The sequence below is a fragment of the Pseudarthrobacter sulfonivorans genome (assembly GCF_031454915.1).
GTDB lineage: Bacteria > Actinomycetota > Actinomycetes > Actinomycetales > Micrococcaceae > Arthrobacter > Arthrobacter sulfonivorans_C.
The window spans coordinates 84388-99717 of record NZ_JAVDRS010000012.1 but is presented as its reverse complement, the minus strand read 5'-3'; the positions used below and the strand labels follow the sequence as shown (position 1 = coordinate 99717).

Here is a 15330-nt window from a genome sequence, read left to right as displayed (position 1 = left end):
GGGCCCGGCGCGTGGGCATTCTGTTTCCCCACCCCCCACCCCCGCTAACCCCCAACCCCCCCCAAATAAACGGGCGCGGGGGGCGGGCCCCTTGTGGGCCCCGCCCGCCGTCGCGCTTTGCTCGAAACCGGTGATCGAGCTTGTCGAGATCCAGGTTTCGACAAGCCAACCACCAGAGGTGTTACTTTGCGGCTTCCAGCAGGCCGGCGCGGACCGTCTTGGTGGCCTTGACCAGGTTGCGCAGGGACTCTTCAGTCTCGGCGTAACCGCGGGTCTTCAGGCCGCAGTCCGGGTTGACCCAGAGCTGGCGGGACGGAACATGCTTCACGGCGGTGGCCAGCAGCTCGGTGACTTCGGCTTCGCCCGGAACACGCGGCGAGTGGATGTCGTAGACGCCCGGGCCAACGCCGCGGCCGAAGCCGTGGGACTCGAGGTCGTGGACAACCTCCATGCGTGAGCGTGCGGCTTCGATGGACGTGACGTCTGCATCGAGGCCGTCGATCGCGTCGATGATCACACCGAACTCCGAGTAGCAGAGGTGGGTGTGGATCTGGGTGGCGTCAGCGGCACCGGCGGTGGAGAGGCGGAAGGAATCCACTGACCACTTCAGGTAGGCGGCGTGGTCGGCCTTGCGCAACGGCAGGAGTTCGCGCAGTGCAGGCTCGTCTACCTGGATGACCTTGATGCCGGCAGCCTCGAGGTCAGCGATCTCGTCGCGCAGGGCCAGGCCCACCTGGTTGGCGGTCTCGCCCAGCGGCTGGTCGTCGCGGACGAAGGACCAGGCCAGGATGGTGACCGGACCGGTGAGCATGCCCTTCATGGGCTTGTTGGTCAGCGACTGGGCGTACTCGGCCCAGGCCACGGTGATGGGGGCGCTGCGGGTGACGTCACCCCACAGGATGGACGGACGGGTGCAGCGTGAGCCGTAGGACTGGACCCAGCCATGGACGGTCACGTCGAAGCCTTCGAGGTTCTCGGCGAAGTACTGCACCATGTCGTTGCGCTCGGGCTCGCCGTGCACCAGGACGTCGTAGCCCAGCTCTTCCTGCAGCTCCACAACGCGCTTGATCTCGTCCTTCATGAGCTGCTCGTACTGCTCGTTGGTGAGATCGCCCTTGTTGTTGCGGGCACGGGCCGAACGGATCTCGGAGGTCTGCGGGAAGGAGCCAATGGTGGTGGTGGGCAGCGGCGGCAGGTGCAGCGCCTCCTCCTGGGCGGCTTCGCGGACTGCGTAAGCGGAGCGGCTGAAATCGGCTGCGGTCAGGGCCTCGGTGCGGGCCCGGACGTCGTCGCGGCGGACGCCCTCGGCGATGGCGCGGGCCGCGATGACGGCGGATGCCTCATCGATGGCTGCCTTGGCGGAGGCCGGGTCGGCCAGGTAGGACGCGAGCGTCTTGACTTCCACGGCCTTCTGGTCGGCGAACGCGAGCCAGCTGCGGAGCTCGTCGGAGAGCTGGCTTTCTTCGGTGACGTCGTGCGGGACGTGCTGGGTGGATGTGGAGGTGCTGACGGCGACCCGGCCGGCGGCAGCCTTCAGTTCATCCAGCTTGGCGGCAGCGACGGCGAGGTCGTTGCGCCAGATGTTGTGGCCGTCAACGACGCCGGCAACGAGGGTCTTGTTGCCGAGGCCGGCCAAGGCAGCTGCGGAGGGAACCGCACCCTTGAAGGCGTCGATGTGCAGGGCGTCGATGTTTGTGGCGGCAAGCGTGCCGAGCTGGCCATCCAAGGCACCATAAGGAGTGGACACGAGGATCTGCGGGCGCTGGGCAGCACCGGAGAGGACTTCGTAGGCACGGGCAACGGCTGCTTCGATCTCGGCGGCCGGGGTGTCCTGGTCAACAACGAGTGCGGGCTCGTCGAGCTGGATCCAGCTGGCGCCGGCTGCGGCAAGCTTCTCGAGGAGCTGCACGTAGACCGGCAGGATGTCCTCGAGGCGGGACAGCGGGGCGAAGCCGGCGGGTGCGTCGTCGGATGCCTTGGAGAGCAGCAGGTAGGTGACCGGGCCCACGATGTACGGGCGGGTCTCGATGCCGTTGGCCAGAGCGAACCCGAATTCCTCAACGATGCGGTTCGAGGCGAGCGTGAACTCGGTCTCCGGGCCGATTTCGGGAACCAGGTAGTGGTAGTTGGTGTCGAACCACTTGGTCATTTCCAGCGGCTGCTGTTCCTTGTTGCCGCGGGCCAGGGTGAAGTAGCCGTCAATGTCCAGCTGGCCCTCAGCGTTGAGGAGCTTGCCGAAGCGGGCCGGTACCGCGCCCAGGTGCGCTGTGGCGTCCAGGACCTGGTCGTAGTAGGAGAAAGTGCCCGGCACGGCAGCTGCTTCGGTGAGGCCGAGTTCCTGCAGGCGCTTGGCGATGGTCAGCTGGATGTCCTTGGCTGCGGCGTCGAGTGCTGCGGCGTCGATCTTGCCGGCCCAGTAGGCCTCGACGGCTTTCTTGAGCTCGCGGCGGCGGCCGATGCGGGGGTAACCCAGGAGGGATGCAGCCGGGAACGGAGTTGCGGGGGTGTTCTGTTCAGTCATGGGAAAGTCCTTGGAGTGTTGGAGCTGTGAGATGGGTCTAGGGGTTTTGGCAGGTCAGCTGGCGAGCTGGCGCTGGGCCGAGGCGTTGGAACGGACAGCAGCGCTGCGCCGGCCAACTGAACGGACGTGGCGCGGAAGTGCCAGTTTGTCCAGCACCTCCAGTGCGCTCACGTGTTCGTTGAAGGTGTAGAGGTGGATGCCCGGTGCGCCGGCATCCAGGGCCGCGTTGGCCAGGTCAACCGTGGCCCGGACGCCGATCCGGAGCCGCTCGGCGTCGGTCTCTGCGCCGGCCAGGCGGGCCAGGAGTTCCGGTGCCGGCTGAACGCCAGCCAGCTCGCCGAGGCGGGTGACGCGGCGCAGGCTGGTCAGCGGCATAACACCCGGGATGATCGGGATGGTGACGCCGGCGCGGCGGGCCCGGCTGGTGAGGTCCGCGTACTCCTCGGTGTGGAAGTACACCTGCGTGATGGCGAAATCAGCGCCGGAGCGTTGCTTCGCCAGCAGAACCTCCACGTCGTGGGCCTCGCTGGGAGACTCCGGATGCCGTGTGGGGTACGCCGCCACACCCACGGCGATCTTGCCGGCGCACAGGAGCGCCGAGCGGCGCTGTTCAACACGGCGGATGAGTTCAATCAGGTCCTGTGCGTACCGGAGTGACCCGGCCACGGGCGGTTCGCCGTCCTGGGGGCGGTCGCCGCGGAGCGCCAGGATGCCACGCACCCCGGTGTCCAGGAGGTCCCCAATGATTTCGGCCAGTTCTTCCGGCGTGTTGCCCACACAGGTCAGGTGGGCCAGCGGACGGAGCGTGGTTTCGAGCAGGAGCCGGTTGATGAGTTCGACGGCGGTGTCCCGGTTTGAGCCGCTGGCACCGTAAGTGACGGAAACATAGTCGGGCTCGGTGGTTTCCAGTTCCCGGATGGTGGTCCAGAGGGACTCTGCGGCGGCCGGTGTGCGCGGCGGGAAGAGTTCATAGGAGAGCGCCACGGGGGCGGTCTCGGACAGATTTGGATGTGTTTCGATAAGGCTTGGCGGTGACATTTGCGTCCTTGGCTTTGAGCCATTGACGGCGACCGGTCAGCAAAATGTGACGGAGGTGCCGCAATGAATTGAGTTTGGGGAACACGAAAAAACTCCACAAGGACGCAGCCGCGACTGTTACGCCTGGAATGAAGTTCTCCGTGAGCAAATGTCAGGCCCACATGGGGGCACCCACACCCTCCAAACGCGGAGGATCGCTGACACGTTACCTCGGTAACTTGTTTAGAACTCTAGGATCCCGCAGGACACGGTTCAAGTCCACTGCCGAATTAAGACGCAGCTTTACGTCCGGTTTCGTCACGGCACAGAATATTGTTCGCCGTTTTGTGCTGTGGTATTCAGCGGTGGGATATCGGGCACGGCGCCACAGAACTGAATTTCCTGGCTACCAAGGCCGGTCCGCTCCGGGATCGAAGTCATCGTCACGGAGATACTCGTCCCGCTCACTCCCGGAATTCCGTTCAGCCTGGGCTTCGCGGGCTCTGTCCTTGAGCTGGTCGAGTTGGCTCTGGTTTCCCGGTTCCGCAGGCTGATGGTCCTGCCCGGGCTTCCCCGGTTCAGGCGTTGGGGTGCCGCCGGCAACTTCCCCAGCCTTCTGGGTCAGCCGTTCCTTGGCTTGTTCCAGCTTCTCCCCCGACTCCGCCTTGGCACTTTCGTCGGCGCTGGAGCCAAAGCAGCCGGCCGGCGCTCCTTCCACCACTGCCAGCCCTTCGGCGAAAAGCCGGCCGGCCGCCGTCGGATCCCCCGCAGTAACTTCGGCATCACCGAGGCGTTCGATGCTGAGCACCAGATTGACCCTGACGGCGCATGCGTCAGCATCCGGGGCCAACGGCAGTGCCTCCTCGAAGCGCAGCCGGGCTGCGCCGAAGTCCCCGGCGAGGAACAGACCGTCACCCGCCACGAACGGCGCCTTGTGCGGTTCAGTGAAGTTGGCGATCCGAAGCCCCGCCGCGGCATCCGCCACTGCCCCGGAGTCACCGGCATCGAAGGCCCTCGACGCGTTGCCGGCGAGCACACCCACGCTGAGCAGCTTGGCGGCCACGCACAGTACGAGCACGACGGGGAGCACAGACCATGTGAGCAGCCGACGGCGGCGCTGCAGCCGAGATCCGGACGGCACCTGTGTGGAGTGCATCATTTCCGCGCCTCCCCGGCGTGCGGGACTGCGATTGTTTGTGCACGCTCAGGGCTTGTCTGTGCACGCTCAGGGAAGGGCAGTGCACGCGGGAGCCGCCGACATTCGCGCAGCAGCAGGAATGCCTCGCGCAGGCCAAGCAGGAAGGCGCCGAACGCGAAGATCCAGTAGAACTCTGTCCGGCCGTCAACGCCGGAACCCTCCGGAGCCCGCTGCAGCTCGCCCGGATCCGCCGCCTGCATCATCGGGGCCACGGCATCTCCGGCCGAACGGTGGACATAGGGAACACCAAGTTGGCCGGCAATCCATTGCAGCCGGCCCTCGTCGATGACGGACAGGGCGTCCCTGCCGCTTCCGGTTGTCCGGTCCTGGATGTAGCCGGCCCCGCCGTCGCTGCCGGAACGCTGACCGGTGTTTTCCTTCATCCGGCCGCCTTCGGAGGTGCCGTAGCCCAGCACCGCTCCCCCGTTGACCAGGCCGCCGTCCACCCTGATTGCCTCCGGCGCCCCGGAGCTGGTCTGTTCACCGTCGCCGAAGTAATAGACCAGCCGGGGCCGTTCGGGGTGGCTGTCCCGCGCCGTGCGCAGCCGCTCGGTCAGCAGCTTTCCGGCGGCCGTGACGCTGCTGCCCTTCGAAAAGGCGGTCACCTGGGGTTGCACCACGGCGACGGCGGTGTCCAGCGCCGTCGTGTCGGTGGTGAGGGGCATCCGGACAACGGCGCTGCTGTCGAACGTCAGGAGGGAAAAGCGGGCTCCGGCCAGTTCGCCGGCGATAGCTTTGATGTCCTGGCGTACCCCGTTCAGCCGGGGTGAGCTGTTGCCGTAGTCTTCCGCGACGATGCTGCTGCTGGTGTCCACCACAAGGAAGACGTTCAGGTCAGAGGTGGCTGCCTGGGCGCTGCCGCCGGGGACACCCGGCCGGAGTGCAGCGGCCAGGAGCAGCAGCACCAGGGCGCCCCGGAACAGCCATTCCCGACGCCGGCCACCGGCAGGCGCCCGTAACGCCCGGACCAGCCGCCACCCCAGGAACACCACTACCGCGGCGATGAGGACAGCCATCAGCCACCAGGGAAGGATCGGTTGCAGGGTCATGGCCGCAGCCTCCAGGACGCGCCGGCCAGCACCAGGCCGGACAGGAGTGCAATCGACAACGGCAGGTCAGGACGGTCCGAGACGACGGCGCGGGGGGCACCCTGCACCGCGGCGGCTTCCGTTTCCTGCACCCTTCGCACGATGTCCGCCACGGCATCGGGGGTGTCCAACGCGTAGTAGGCGCCGCCGCTGGCTTCGGCGGCTGCCCGCAGCGTGGCGCCGGGCTGGCCTGGGCCCGGCCCGTAGTCGAAGTCCCCGGGATTCAGCGCGTACACCCGGACGCCGGCGTCCTGTGCCAGGGCACCCGCCTGTGCCAGGGTGAAGATCGGATCGCCGGAGAGGTAGTTGTCGGTTGCCAGGACAACGGACCGCGAGCGCTGCGGGCCAGGGTCAGGCTTTGTGCCGGGGAAGCCGTTGACGCAGGAGGCCAGGCCGTCGCCGATCAGCGACGATCCCCGGCCGCTCCAGGTGCCGTCCAGGAATCCGGCGCTGCCCGGGTTTCCATCGAAGGCGTCCTTGGCCAGCTTGAGCTGCTCCTGCACATACTCGTAGTCGTCGGTGAGGGGGAAGACCTGGACGGCGCTGCTGTCGAAAATGGTGAGGCCTATCCGCTCGCCGTCGAACTCCTTCGCCAGGACACCGAAGACCTCCACCACGGCAGAGTCGGCGCTGCTCATGGAGCCGGAAGCGTCCAGGCACAGCATGATGTCCCGGTTCCGCTGCTCCGGCCGGATGGTGGTCAGTTCCACCGGCCGGGCTGCCGCGGCCACCGCCGACACCAGCATGGTGATTGCCGCGAGACCAGCAACGGCGAGCCAGCGGCGGTGGCGCCGCAGGGCGGCCTGGTATTCGGGCAGCGCGGTGAGGCGGTCCGCATGGGCTACCGGCCGGCGTCGTGCGTTTGCCCGGAGGTCCGGGCGGTACGCAAGCCAGAGGGCAACAGCAACGAGAAGCAGCGCGACCGGGATCAGCCACCAGAACATCAGTTCCATTGCCACACCGCCCGGCGAACCGTCTCGGCGGATTGCTCCACAGGCGGCAGCGGCTCCAGGCCGAACTCGCCCGGATAGATCCCGCGGACAGCTTCCGCGACGGCGGGCAGTGGATGACCATGAAGCTCAGCCAGCGTCATCCGGAGGGCGTCCACGCCGGTGACGTCCCGGGCGAAGCTGCGGACCAGGAGGCTCAGCTCAAGGTGCGATTCGCGGGCAGTCAGCAACCCGGCGGCGGCGTCGGCGGTCACGGCGTCGATCCTTTGCACGTAAGCCAGCTTCAGGTCATTAAGGTCCGACGGCGGCGTGAACCTGGCCGGCGGCACAGGTGCCCGCCGTGGACGGGTGCTGACGAACACAAAGAAGTACCAGCCCAGCACCGCTGCCAGCAGGGCCAGGCCCGCCCACATCCAGCCATGGCTGTACGGGAGCGGTCCGATGATGCCGGGATCAGCCTGCACGCCGGTGCCTTTCCAGGAGGGCGAACAATTCAGTCATGACCGTGCTGCTGCCGCTCACGTGGCCTTGCGTGATGCCTGTCCGGCGGAACATGGCCTGCCTGCCGGCCTCCCGCTCCTCCGCGGCCTTGGCATAGGCCGCGGCGACAACCGCGGACCCAGCCACGTGCCCCAACAGGACGGAGGAGTCAGCCACGTTGAACGACTCCCGCGGGGCGCTGCCCGTACCGGCCAGGTCCGCGTCCCGGACGGTGAGCCAAAGGATCTCATGCTGGGCGCGCAGGCGGCGCAGCAGCTGTTCCGTCCCCGGGCTGGCGGCGAATTCATCGGCCACCACGAACAGCAGGAACCTGCCCTTGACCGTGCGGGCCACGTGCTCCAGCTGGTCCTCGATCCTGCTGGGGCCGGAGTCCAGGCCAGCAGCCGAGTCAACCTCCCGCAGGAGCCGTTCCAGGTGTGCCTCTCCGGCCTTGGCAGGAAGCGAGCGTGTGCTGTTGGCGTCCCCGCAGACCAGGCCCACCACGTCGCCGTGCCGGTGGGCCAGGTAGCCCACCACGCCGAGCGCCATCACGGCGATGTCCTTCTTGGTTTCGCCGTCGCGGGATTCTGCAGCCATGTTCCGGCCGGTATCGGCGATCAGCAGGACGGTCTGCCGCCGCACCGCCACATACCTCTTGATCAGCGGGGAGCCGTGGCGGGCGGAAGCCTTCCAGTCGATATCCCGGACCTCGTCGCCGGGGACGTAGGCACGGAGGTCGTCAAAGTCCAGGCTGCGGCCACGGAAGACTGAACCGTATTCGCCGTCGAGCATGCCGCGGGCTTTCCGGTGGGCGAAGATGGCCATCTTCGACTTCACGCGGTGGAGGAGGCTGGTCACCGCCGGGCTCAGGGGGTCTGGACGGACGCCACGACGGCATCGATGATTGTCTCCACCGGCACCTGCTCGGCCACGGCGTCGAACCCCAGGATCAGGCGGTGCCGCAGCACGCGGTGGGCGAGGGACTTCACGTCCTCCGGGATCACATGGTCCCGTCCGTTGAGCAGTGCAACCGCCCGGGCGGCCTGGCTGAAGGCAATACTGGCGCGCGGGCTGGCACCAAATTCGATGAAGCCGGCCAGGCGGCGGTCAATGTACTGTTCGGCGTTCCGGGTGACAAACACCAGGCCCACGATGTAGTTGATGACGGCCGGGTCGATGTAGATCCGCCGGACCAGATCCTGCACTCCGACCACGGCGTCGAGCGAGGCGGCCGCGGCAGGTTTTTGCTCTGCGGTGAAGATCCCGGCGTCAATGCGCCGGAGGATCTCCGTCTCCTCGGCCGGCGACGGATAGTCCAGCACGTCCTTGAGCATAAAGCGGTCCATCTGCGCCTCGGGCAGCTGGTACGTGCCTTCCTGCTCGATTGGATTCTGGGTGGCGAGCACCAGGAACGGCGAGGGCAGCTTGTACTCCTGTCCCCCGATGGAGGTCTGCCGTTCCTGCATGGCTTCGAGCATGGCGCTTTGGGTCTTGGCGCTGGAGCGGTTGATCTCGTCAAGCAGGATGATATTGGCATGCACGGGCCCCAGCTGCGTGATGAAGGTGCCCTTGGCAGCGTCGTAGATCTGCGTGCCCACAATGTCGCTGGGCAGCAGGTCAGGGGTGCACTGGATCCGCCGGAACTCCGCGCTCACGGCCTCGGCCACGGTTTGGGCGGCGGTGGTTTTCGCCAGGCCCGGGACACTTTCCAGCAGGATGTGCCCGCCGGTCAGTAGGCCCACCAGCAGGGATTCACGAAGCCGCGACTGACCCACCACCTTGGCTTCGAAGCTGCGGGAAATGTTTGCCACCACCTGCTGTGCACGGGCCAGTTCCGCCGGTTCGATGCGTGCGGGCGCACTGGTCTGAAGCACTGGATTTCCCCCTGATGGCTGGTACCTGGTGTGACTGGACTGGTGGTGTTGCCGGCCGGCTGCACTCCGCCCGCCATCCTATCCAAGCCACCTGCGGATATACCCGCAAATGGGGACCCCTCCCCATGGCGGGTCCGCGGGTCTATCCTGTTGCAATGAAGGAGCTTCCAGCCAGTTACCAACAGTTTCTCGCCGACAAAAGCGAGCGGTTTATCCTTGCCGTCAAACCTGTTCTGCAGCAGTCAGCCGCCGACCAGTCCCATGGCGTCCGGGTCACCTACAACGTAGGTCCCACCGGCCACCAGGCGCATCTCGACGACACCATCCCCTACGGGGTCATAGTTGAGGACATCGACTGACCGTCCCTGTCTGACTGACACCCCCCAACAGTCAGCCCTTAACTGCGCCTGACAGGGCGAAGGAGTTGCCGGCGCCCTTGGCCACGATGACGTAGAGCGCCAGGACCGGTACGGAGTACAGGATGGAAAAGGCGGCCAACTGGCCATAAGCCACTGCCCCGTGTTGTCCGAAGAAGCTGAAGATCGAGACGGCTGCCGGTTGCCGTGCCTCGGACAGGAGCAGGACGAACGGGACAAAGAAGTTTCCCCAGGCCTGGATGAACACAAAGATGAACACCACGCCCAGCCCCTGCCGCATCAAAGGCAGCACGATGGTCCGCAGCGCCGTCAATCCGGAGGCCCCGTCCACCCAGGCCGCCTCCTCCAGTGACACCGGCACGGCGTCCATGAAGTTCTTCGTCATCCAGATGGCCATGGGCAACGTGGTGGTGGCCATAAAAAAGATGGTTGCCGCCATGGAATCCAAGAGGTCAAGCTGTACAAAAAGCCCGTAGACCGGGACCATGATGGCGGTGATCGGCAGGCAGGTCCCGAACAGGATGGTGTACATAAACGGCCTGTTGAACCGTGACTGGTACCGGGAGAGCGGGTAGGCAGCCAGGACAGCTGCTATCAGGTTGACGGCCGCGGTCCCGGCAGAGAGCACCATGCTGTTCCACAGCGGCTGGAACAGCAGGCCCGGTGTCATAATCGCAGCAAAGTTATGCAGGGAAACCCGGGCGGGCAGCCTCGCCTCGTGGCCGGCCGAGACATCAAGGGACGCAAACACCAGCCACAGGAGCGGCAGCACAAAACAGGCTCCGATCAGGATCAGGGCTGCGTCCGCCGGAACACGGGCACGCTGCTGCGCCCGGGAGACTGCACCGGCTCCCGTCCGCCGCCGTGCCGCTGCGGAGGCCCGCGCCGCCGTCGTCATGGCTTGGACTCGCGGAGGAGCCGCACGTAGGCCGCGCCGAACACAAGGCCGATCAGGATCAGCACGGACGCCACCGCCGTGCCGTACCCAATGTCCCCGAACTTGAAGGCTTCCTGATACGCCAGCACGGGAAGCGTGGTGCTGGCGTTGGCGGGGCCGCCGGCCGTCATGACCCAGATGAGGGTGAACACGGCCAGCGTCTGCAGCGTGATGAGCATGAGGTTGGTGGCGATGCTGCCGCGGATCATAGGGATGGTGATGTAGGCCAGCCGCCGCCAGCCGCCGGCGCCGTCCATCAGCGCGGCCTCCGTGACCTCACCGGGGATATCTTCCAGCGCGGCGCGGTACACCAGCATGGAGAACGCGGTGCCGCGCCAGGTGTTGGCGAGCATGATGGCCACCATGGGGAACGAATACAGCCAGTCAGGCTGTCCGAGCCCCAGGCCGCCCAGGACCTGGTTCAGTGTTCCGTCGCGGCTGAAATAGGCGTACGCGGCGAAGGCAGCCACGATCTCCGGCAGCACCCAGGCGGCCACCACCGCGGTTCCCACCACGGCGGCCACCGGCGGGCGCGCCCGCTTCATCAGGAGGGCGATGGCGAGTCCCAGCAGGTTCTGGCCCAGGATGGCCGAGCCACCAACAAAGATGACGGTCAGGGCAAGGGACAGCGGCAGGACGGGGTCGGTAAACAGGCGCTGGTAGTTCTCAAGCCCCACCCACCCCGGACTGCGGGCGTTCCGGCCGGTGAGCGCGGCATTGGTGAACGATGCGTGGAAGGCCCACAGCACAGGCCCGGCCAGAAACACCAGCAGAAGCAGGACCGCGGGAAGGACCGGGAGCAACCGTGCCCGCCGCCGGAGCTGGGGATGAAGCCGGTTTATCGTGCTCAGCCGCTGGAGTGTGGATGTGGCCACCGGTTACTTCGCGACGGTTTTGGCATCGCCTACGATGCCCTTCACCGCCGTGTCATAAGCGGCCGCCGCCTGTTCCGGGGATTTCGCCCCGGTGATCACAGCTTCGGTGGCTTCCTGGACTGCCGCTGAAATCCGCGGGTAGTCTGCCGTGGCCGGCCGGTAGTGCGTGACGGCCACCAGTTCGGACACCTCCTTCACAAACGGGTTGGCCGCCTGGTAGCCGGCATCCGCGGCGACATCCTTCCGCACGGCGATCTGGGAACTGGCAACGTTGAACGCCAGGGAGTTCTTCTGGTTCAGGGCGGTGGCCAGGAAATCAAACGCCAACTGCGGGTCCTTGGTTCCAGCGCCGACCGCCAGGGTCCATCCGCCGGACATGCTGACTCCGCCGGGGGCCTGGCCGTTCTGTGTGGGGAACGGGGCCACACCCATGTCCTGGGCATATTCCGGCCATTCGTAAGCCCCGCCCTTTTGCCAGAAGGACGGCGTGTAGGACCCTTCCACGGTGGCGCCCATCTTGCCCTGCGGGAGCCATTCCCCGAAGACCTTTTTCCACACGTTCGCATCGAGCGCCTCGGCCGGGGAGACGGCCAGTTTTTCGTCGTAAAGGGTTTTGAGGAACGTCAGCGAGTCCTTGAACCCCTGGGACCCGACCACCCATTTCTTGGCATCCGCGTCGTAGAGTTCGGCTCCTGTTCCGTAGAGCAGTTCGTAGAAGCTCTGCATCACGGTGCCTTCACCGGTGGCTTTGCCGGCGTACATGTTGAACGGCACGACGGAGGGGTCGCTGGCCTTGATCTTCCGGGCGGTGTCCAGGATGTCCTGCCAGGTTCGGGGTTCCCACGGGACGCTGACGCCCGCGGCTGTGAGGACTTTTTTGTTGTACCAGATGGCCCGGGTGTCGGTGCCCAGCGGGACCGCGTAGGTGCCGCCGTCGTCCCCCAGCCCGGCTGCCTTGGCGCCGTCGTCGAAGGTATCCCAGTCCTTCCACCCCTCAAGGTGGGTATCCAGTTTCAGGAGGTAGCCGGCGTCGACGTCGGACCGGACCTTGAACGTGTCCTCGTAGAAAACGTCCGGGGCCGTGGAAGGCGAACGGAGGGCCAGGGCAAGCTTGGTGCCGTAGTCGTCGTCGTTCGCCTGGATGGGTTCCAAGGCAACCGTGACGCCTTGGTTGGCGGCTTCAAACTCCTGTTTGGCCGCCTGGAAAAGGTTGTCGAGGGCGCTGAAGGAGTCAGTCTTCTGGTAGACCACCTTCAGCGTCTTGGCCTCGACCTGCGGGGCTGCGGGTGAACAAGCCGTCAGCACAAACGCTGCTGCAGCAATCAGTGCGGTAATTTCAAAGGCCCGACGACGCATGGTGCTCCATTCAAATCAATGGCTGCCGTTCCCTTTGACTGCGGGCCCCCAGCCGCGGCGATATCCACATGCTAGATGGGGCTCCTGCAACAGGCAAGGAGCCCCCGTTCAGACTTCCAGGAGAAGCCGCTGCGCCCGAGGCGCCAACGTATGTTCCAGGACCAGGCAGGCAGCGCCAATAGCGCCCACATCCTCACCGACTCCGGTGCCGACAACCTCGATGGTATGGATCTGGCGGGCGGCACTGCTGGCATCCACCAGCGCCGGGATCTTCTCCAGGTAGCGGTCCGCAATCCGGCTCCAGAACGGGCCGCCGAACACCACTCTTTCCACATCGAGCGTGTTGGTCACTACCGAAACAGCGCGGGCTACCAGCACGGCTGACTTGTCGATGATGGCAAGGGCCCTGGCGTCACCGGCGTCGGCGAGGTCGCAAAGCTGTGCAAAACTCTGCTGCACCTCAGCCCCGCTGGTCTGCTTTCCGGAGCCATCCAGGATGCCGGCAGCGATAGCCTCGGCCACCAGCACCTGTGGGATGGCCGAGGACTTTACGCATCCCCGCAGGCCGCAGTCACAGGCCGGGCCGTCCGGGTCCACGATGATATGGCCAATTTCGCCGGCGTTCCCTGATGTTCCGCGGACCACTTCATCATTAAGCACAATGCCGCAGCCGATGCCGGTGCCCATGTACATGAACACAAAGCTGCCCGCGCCGCTGGGGCCGCCGGCCCACGTTTCGGCGACGGCGGCACTGGTGACGTCCTTGTCCACCAGGACGGAGTAGCCGGTCGCCTTGGCCAGCGCGTCCCGGAGTTCCACCCGGTCCCAGCCCGGCAGCAGCGGCGGGTCAACCACGGTGCCGTTGTCAAGGTCGATCGGCCCGGGAGCGGCCAGGCCCAGGCCCGCGATCTTGCTGGCGTCCACACCGGACTCGGCCACCAGCTGCCCGATCTCGGTGGCCATGGTGGCTATCACGGCGGCGGGATCGTTCCCGCCGGGTGTTTTGATCCGGGAGTGCTGCACCACGGAACCCACCAGGTCCAGGACCACAAAAGTTGTCACGGCGGGGTCCAGGTGCACGCCAACGGCATACATGCCGGCCGGGTTGAGCCGGAGCATGGTGCGCGGTTTTCCGGGGCCGCTGCCTTCCTTCCCGGCTTCGACGATCAGGTGCTGGTCCAGCAGGCGGCGCGAAATGTTGGAGATTGTCTGCGGCGAGAGTCCCACGATCTGGGCGAGCTCAACGCGGCTGAGGCCACCGGCTGACCGGCGGATGGCATCGAGGATCACCGTGAGGTTAAAGTCCCCCATCCGCGGCAGGTTGGTACCGCGCCGTGGAGCCGAGGGCTGGCGAGTTTCTGGCACGGTCTCCCCTATGGTTTGCGGCCTCGTAGTGATGATGTCTGAATGGTACGTTACCGCCTGACGCACGCCCAGAGCCGGAGGCGGGCCGCGACGCGGCTGTATGGGCTACGCCCGCTTGGTGCTGACTGCAACGGTGAATTTTGGGTTGCTGCCCTTGACTGTAGTGGGGCCGACCAGCCGCTCCAGCGCGGGGAGATATTGCAGGTGGCGGTTGAAAACTGTCCACAGCTCACCGCCCGGTGCCAGCACCCTGGCGGCTGCTTCAAACAGCTTTATTCCGGCGCCGGCATGCACGCTGGCCCCCAGGTGGAACGGCGGGTTCAGCAGGACCAGGTCAGCGCTGGCGGCAGGCAGCGTACTCATGGCGTCATCCTGGAGCGTGGTGATCCTGTCCGCCAGGCCGTTGGCCCGTGCCGTGCCCAGCGCCGAAGCGACGGCGGCGGCGGACCGGTCCGTGGCCGTGACGCGTGCCCCGGGATTCTGGCGGGCGTACATGGCCGCGAGGATCCCGCTGCCGCAGCCCAGGTCGATCGCATGCCGGGCAGAGGGCATCGCCGGCAGGAACGTCAGCAGGAACCGGGTGCCGATGTCCAGCTTTGCGCCGGCGAAGACTGCGCCGTGCGCTGCAACGTCCAGGTCCAGCTCGGCAAGGTGTTCGAGGGCGGGGTGCTCGACGGCCGAATGCTCGACGGCGGAGGCCCGCCCGGCGCCGCCGGCGACGATGAGGCGGGACTTCTGCCGCGCCAGCTGGGGCTGGACATTCTGGAAGTGGCGCTCCAGAACAGCATTCATGGCCAAGGACATGTGCTTGATCCGCCCGCCGGCAAGGAGCAGAACGTCCAGGGCGGCGTACCGGGCCACGGCCCCGGCGATTTCTTCGAGTTCCGCCAGGGTCCGGGGCAGCTGCAGCAGTACAGTCTCCGCACCGGCGAGCAGCTCCTCCCCCAGCGGCAGCTGCTCGAAGCCTGCCAGCCCCAGGGCGCTTGCATTGTTCCGGAGGGCACGTTCTCCCGTGATGAGATCCTCGTGCACGCGGACCCGCCGGACCCCGAGGAAACCAAGCGCGCCTAGGGTCAGGGCGCCGTAACGGTCGCCGATCACGGCCAGGCTGCTGTCCGGGCCCACGCGGCCTGCCGCGGCTTCGAGCAGAAGCTTGTCCGTGGCGTCCCAGGCCTGCAAGTTGGGGGCTTCGACGTCCGGGTGCCGCCTAAGCGTGCCGAAGATGTCCTCAAGGCTGTTCGCTGCCACGTGTTTCCTGCCGTCTGTCTGATTGGTGTGCTTGGTGTGCGTGC

Annotated in this window: 14 protein-coding genes; 1 reads left to right on the top strand and 13 read right to left on the bottom strand. The window is 66.4% G+C overall.

The features are described from left to right. Nucleotides 1-181: 181 nt before the first annotated feature. The 8 genes from metE to J2808_RS20865 form a co-directional block, all read right to left on the bottom strand. Nucleotides 182-2521: a 5-methyltetrahydropteroyltriglutamate--homocysteine S-methyltransferase gene (metE, locus tag J2808_RS20900; RefSeq protein ID WP_309820535.1), complete on the bottom strand. Its 2340-nt coding sequence runs from the start codon at nucleotides 2519-2521 to the stop codon at nucleotides 182-184. Between the two features lie 54 nt (nucleotides 2522-2575). Continuing rightward, on the bottom strand, nucleotides 2576-3559 hold the full coding sequence (locus J2808_RS20895; protein WP_309820533.1) for a methylenetetrahydrofolate reductase: 984 nt from the start codon (nucleotides 3557-3559) through the stop codon (nucleotides 2576-2578). 385 nt (nucleotides 3560-3944) lie between these two features. After that, on the bottom strand, nucleotides 3945-4697 hold the full coding sequence (locus J2808_RS20890; protein WP_309820530.1) for a hypothetical protein: 753 nt from the start codon (nucleotides 4695-4697) through the stop codon (nucleotides 3945-3947). Next, complete coding sequence (locus J2808_RS20885) at nucleotides 4694-5785, bottom strand: VWA domain-containing protein (protein ID WP_309820528.1); 1092 nt, start codon at nucleotides 5783-5785, stop codon at nucleotides 4694-4696. The genes J2808_RS20890 and J2808_RS20885 overlap by 4 nt, the downstream gene beginning before the upstream one ends. Then, nucleotides 5782-6777, bottom strand: a complete 996-nt coding sequence (locus tag J2808_RS20880; protein WP_309820526.1) for a vWA domain-containing protein — start codon at nucleotides 6775-6777, stop codon at nucleotides 5782-5784. Before J2808_RS20880 ends, J2808_RS20885 begins: the two co-directional genes overlap by 4 nt. After that, complete coding sequence (locus tag J2808_RS20875; RefSeq protein ID WP_309820524.1) at nucleotides 6768-7238, bottom strand: hypothetical protein; 471 nt, start codon at nucleotides 7236-7238, stop codon at nucleotides 6768-6770. Before J2808_RS20875 ends, J2808_RS20880 begins: the two co-directional genes overlap by 10 nt. Then, nucleotides 7228-8112, bottom strand: a complete 885-nt coding sequence (locus J2808_RS20870) for a DUF58 domain-containing protein (RefSeq protein WP_309820523.1) — start codon at nucleotides 8110-8112, stop codon at nucleotides 7228-7230. The genes J2808_RS20875 and J2808_RS20870 overlap by 11 nt, the downstream gene beginning before the upstream one ends. 8 nt (nucleotides 8113-8120) lie before the next feature. Further along, nucleotides 8121-9128, bottom strand: a complete 1008-nt coding sequence (locus tag J2808_RS20865) for an AAA family ATPase (protein WP_309820521.1) — start codon at nucleotides 9126-9128, stop codon at nucleotides 8121-8123. A gap of 155 nt (nucleotides 9129-9283) precedes the next feature. Here J2808_RS20865 and J2808_RS20860 point away from each other — a divergent pair, with 155 nt between their 5' ends. Continuing rightward, entirely contained in the window at nucleotides 9284-9487 is a 204-nt protein-coding gene (locus J2808_RS20860) for a hypothetical protein (protein ID WP_309820519.1), read from the top strand. Between the two features lie 31 nt (nucleotides 9488-9518). Here the strand turns inward: J2808_RS20860 and J2808_RS20855 are convergent, their stop codons facing one another. The 5 genes from J2808_RS20855 to J2808_RS20835 form a co-directional block, all read right to left on the bottom strand. Further along, on the bottom strand, nucleotides 9519-10403 hold the full coding sequence (locus J2808_RS20855) for a carbohydrate ABC transporter permease (RefSeq protein ID WP_309820516.1): 885 nt from the start codon (nucleotides 10401-10403) through the stop codon (nucleotides 9519-9521). Next, complete coding sequence (locus J2808_RS20850; protein ID WP_309820543.1) at nucleotides 10400-11284, bottom strand: carbohydrate ABC transporter permease; 885 nt, start codon at nucleotides 11282-11284, stop codon at nucleotides 10400-10402. Before J2808_RS20850 ends, J2808_RS20855 begins: the two co-directional genes overlap by 4 nt. 36 nt (nucleotides 11285-11320) lie before the next feature. Beyond that, the gene (locus J2808_RS20845) at nucleotides 11321-12673 is read right to left on the bottom strand and encodes an extracellular solute-binding protein (protein WP_309820513.1); all 1353 of its coding nucleotides are present in this window, start codon (nucleotides 12671-12673) and stop codon (nucleotides 11321-11323) included. Between the two features lie 108 nt (nucleotides 12674-12781). Further along, a complete protein-coding gene (locus tag J2808_RS20840; protein WP_309820511.1) occupies nucleotides 12782-13984 on the bottom strand; it encodes an ROK family transcriptional regulator in 1203 nt (400 codons plus the stop codon). A 159-nt stretch (nucleotides 13985-14143) separates the two neighbouring features. Continuing rightward, on the bottom strand, nucleotides 14144-15286 hold the full coding sequence (locus J2808_RS20835; RefSeq protein ID WP_309820508.1) for a class I SAM-dependent methyltransferase: 1143 nt from the start codon (nucleotides 15284-15286) through the stop codon (nucleotides 14144-14146). Between the last annotated feature and the right edge of the window lie 44 nt (nucleotides 15287-15330).

Coding starts and splice junctions, on each gene's coding strand:
- metE (WP_309820535.1), bottom strand. CDS start 2,521: ATGACTGAACAGAACACCCCCGCAACTCCGTTCCCGGCTGCATCCCTC.
- J2808_RS20845 (WP_309820513.1), bottom strand. CDS start 12,673: ATGCGTCGTCGGGCCTTTGAAATTACCGCACTGATTGCTGCAGCAGCG.
- J2808_RS20860 (WP_309820519.1), top strand. CDS start 9,284: ATGAAGGAGCTTCCAGCCAGTTACCAACAGTTTCTCGCCGACAAAAGC.
- J2808_RS20855 (WP_309820516.1), bottom strand. CDS start 10,403: ATGACGACGGCGGCGCGGGCCTCCGCAGCGGCACGGCGGCGGACGGGA.
- J2808_RS20890 (WP_309820530.1), bottom strand. CDS start 4,697: ATGATGCACTCCACACAGGTGCCGTCCGGATCTCGGCTGCAGCGCCGC.
- J2808_RS20885 (WP_309820528.1), bottom strand. CDS start 5,785: ATGACCCTGCAACCGATCCTTCCCTGGTGGCTGATGGCTGTCCTCATC.
- J2808_RS20895 (WP_309820533.1), bottom strand. CDS start 3,559: ATGTCACCGCCAAGCCTTATCGAAACACATCCAAATCTGTCCGAGACC.
- J2808_RS20880 (WP_309820526.1), bottom strand. CDS start 6,777: ATGGAACTGATGTTCTGGTGGCTGATCCCGGTCGCGCTGCTTCTCGTT.
- J2808_RS20840 (WP_309820511.1), bottom strand. CDS start 13,984: ATGGGGGACTTTAACCTCACGGTGATCCTCGATGCCATCCGCCGGTCA.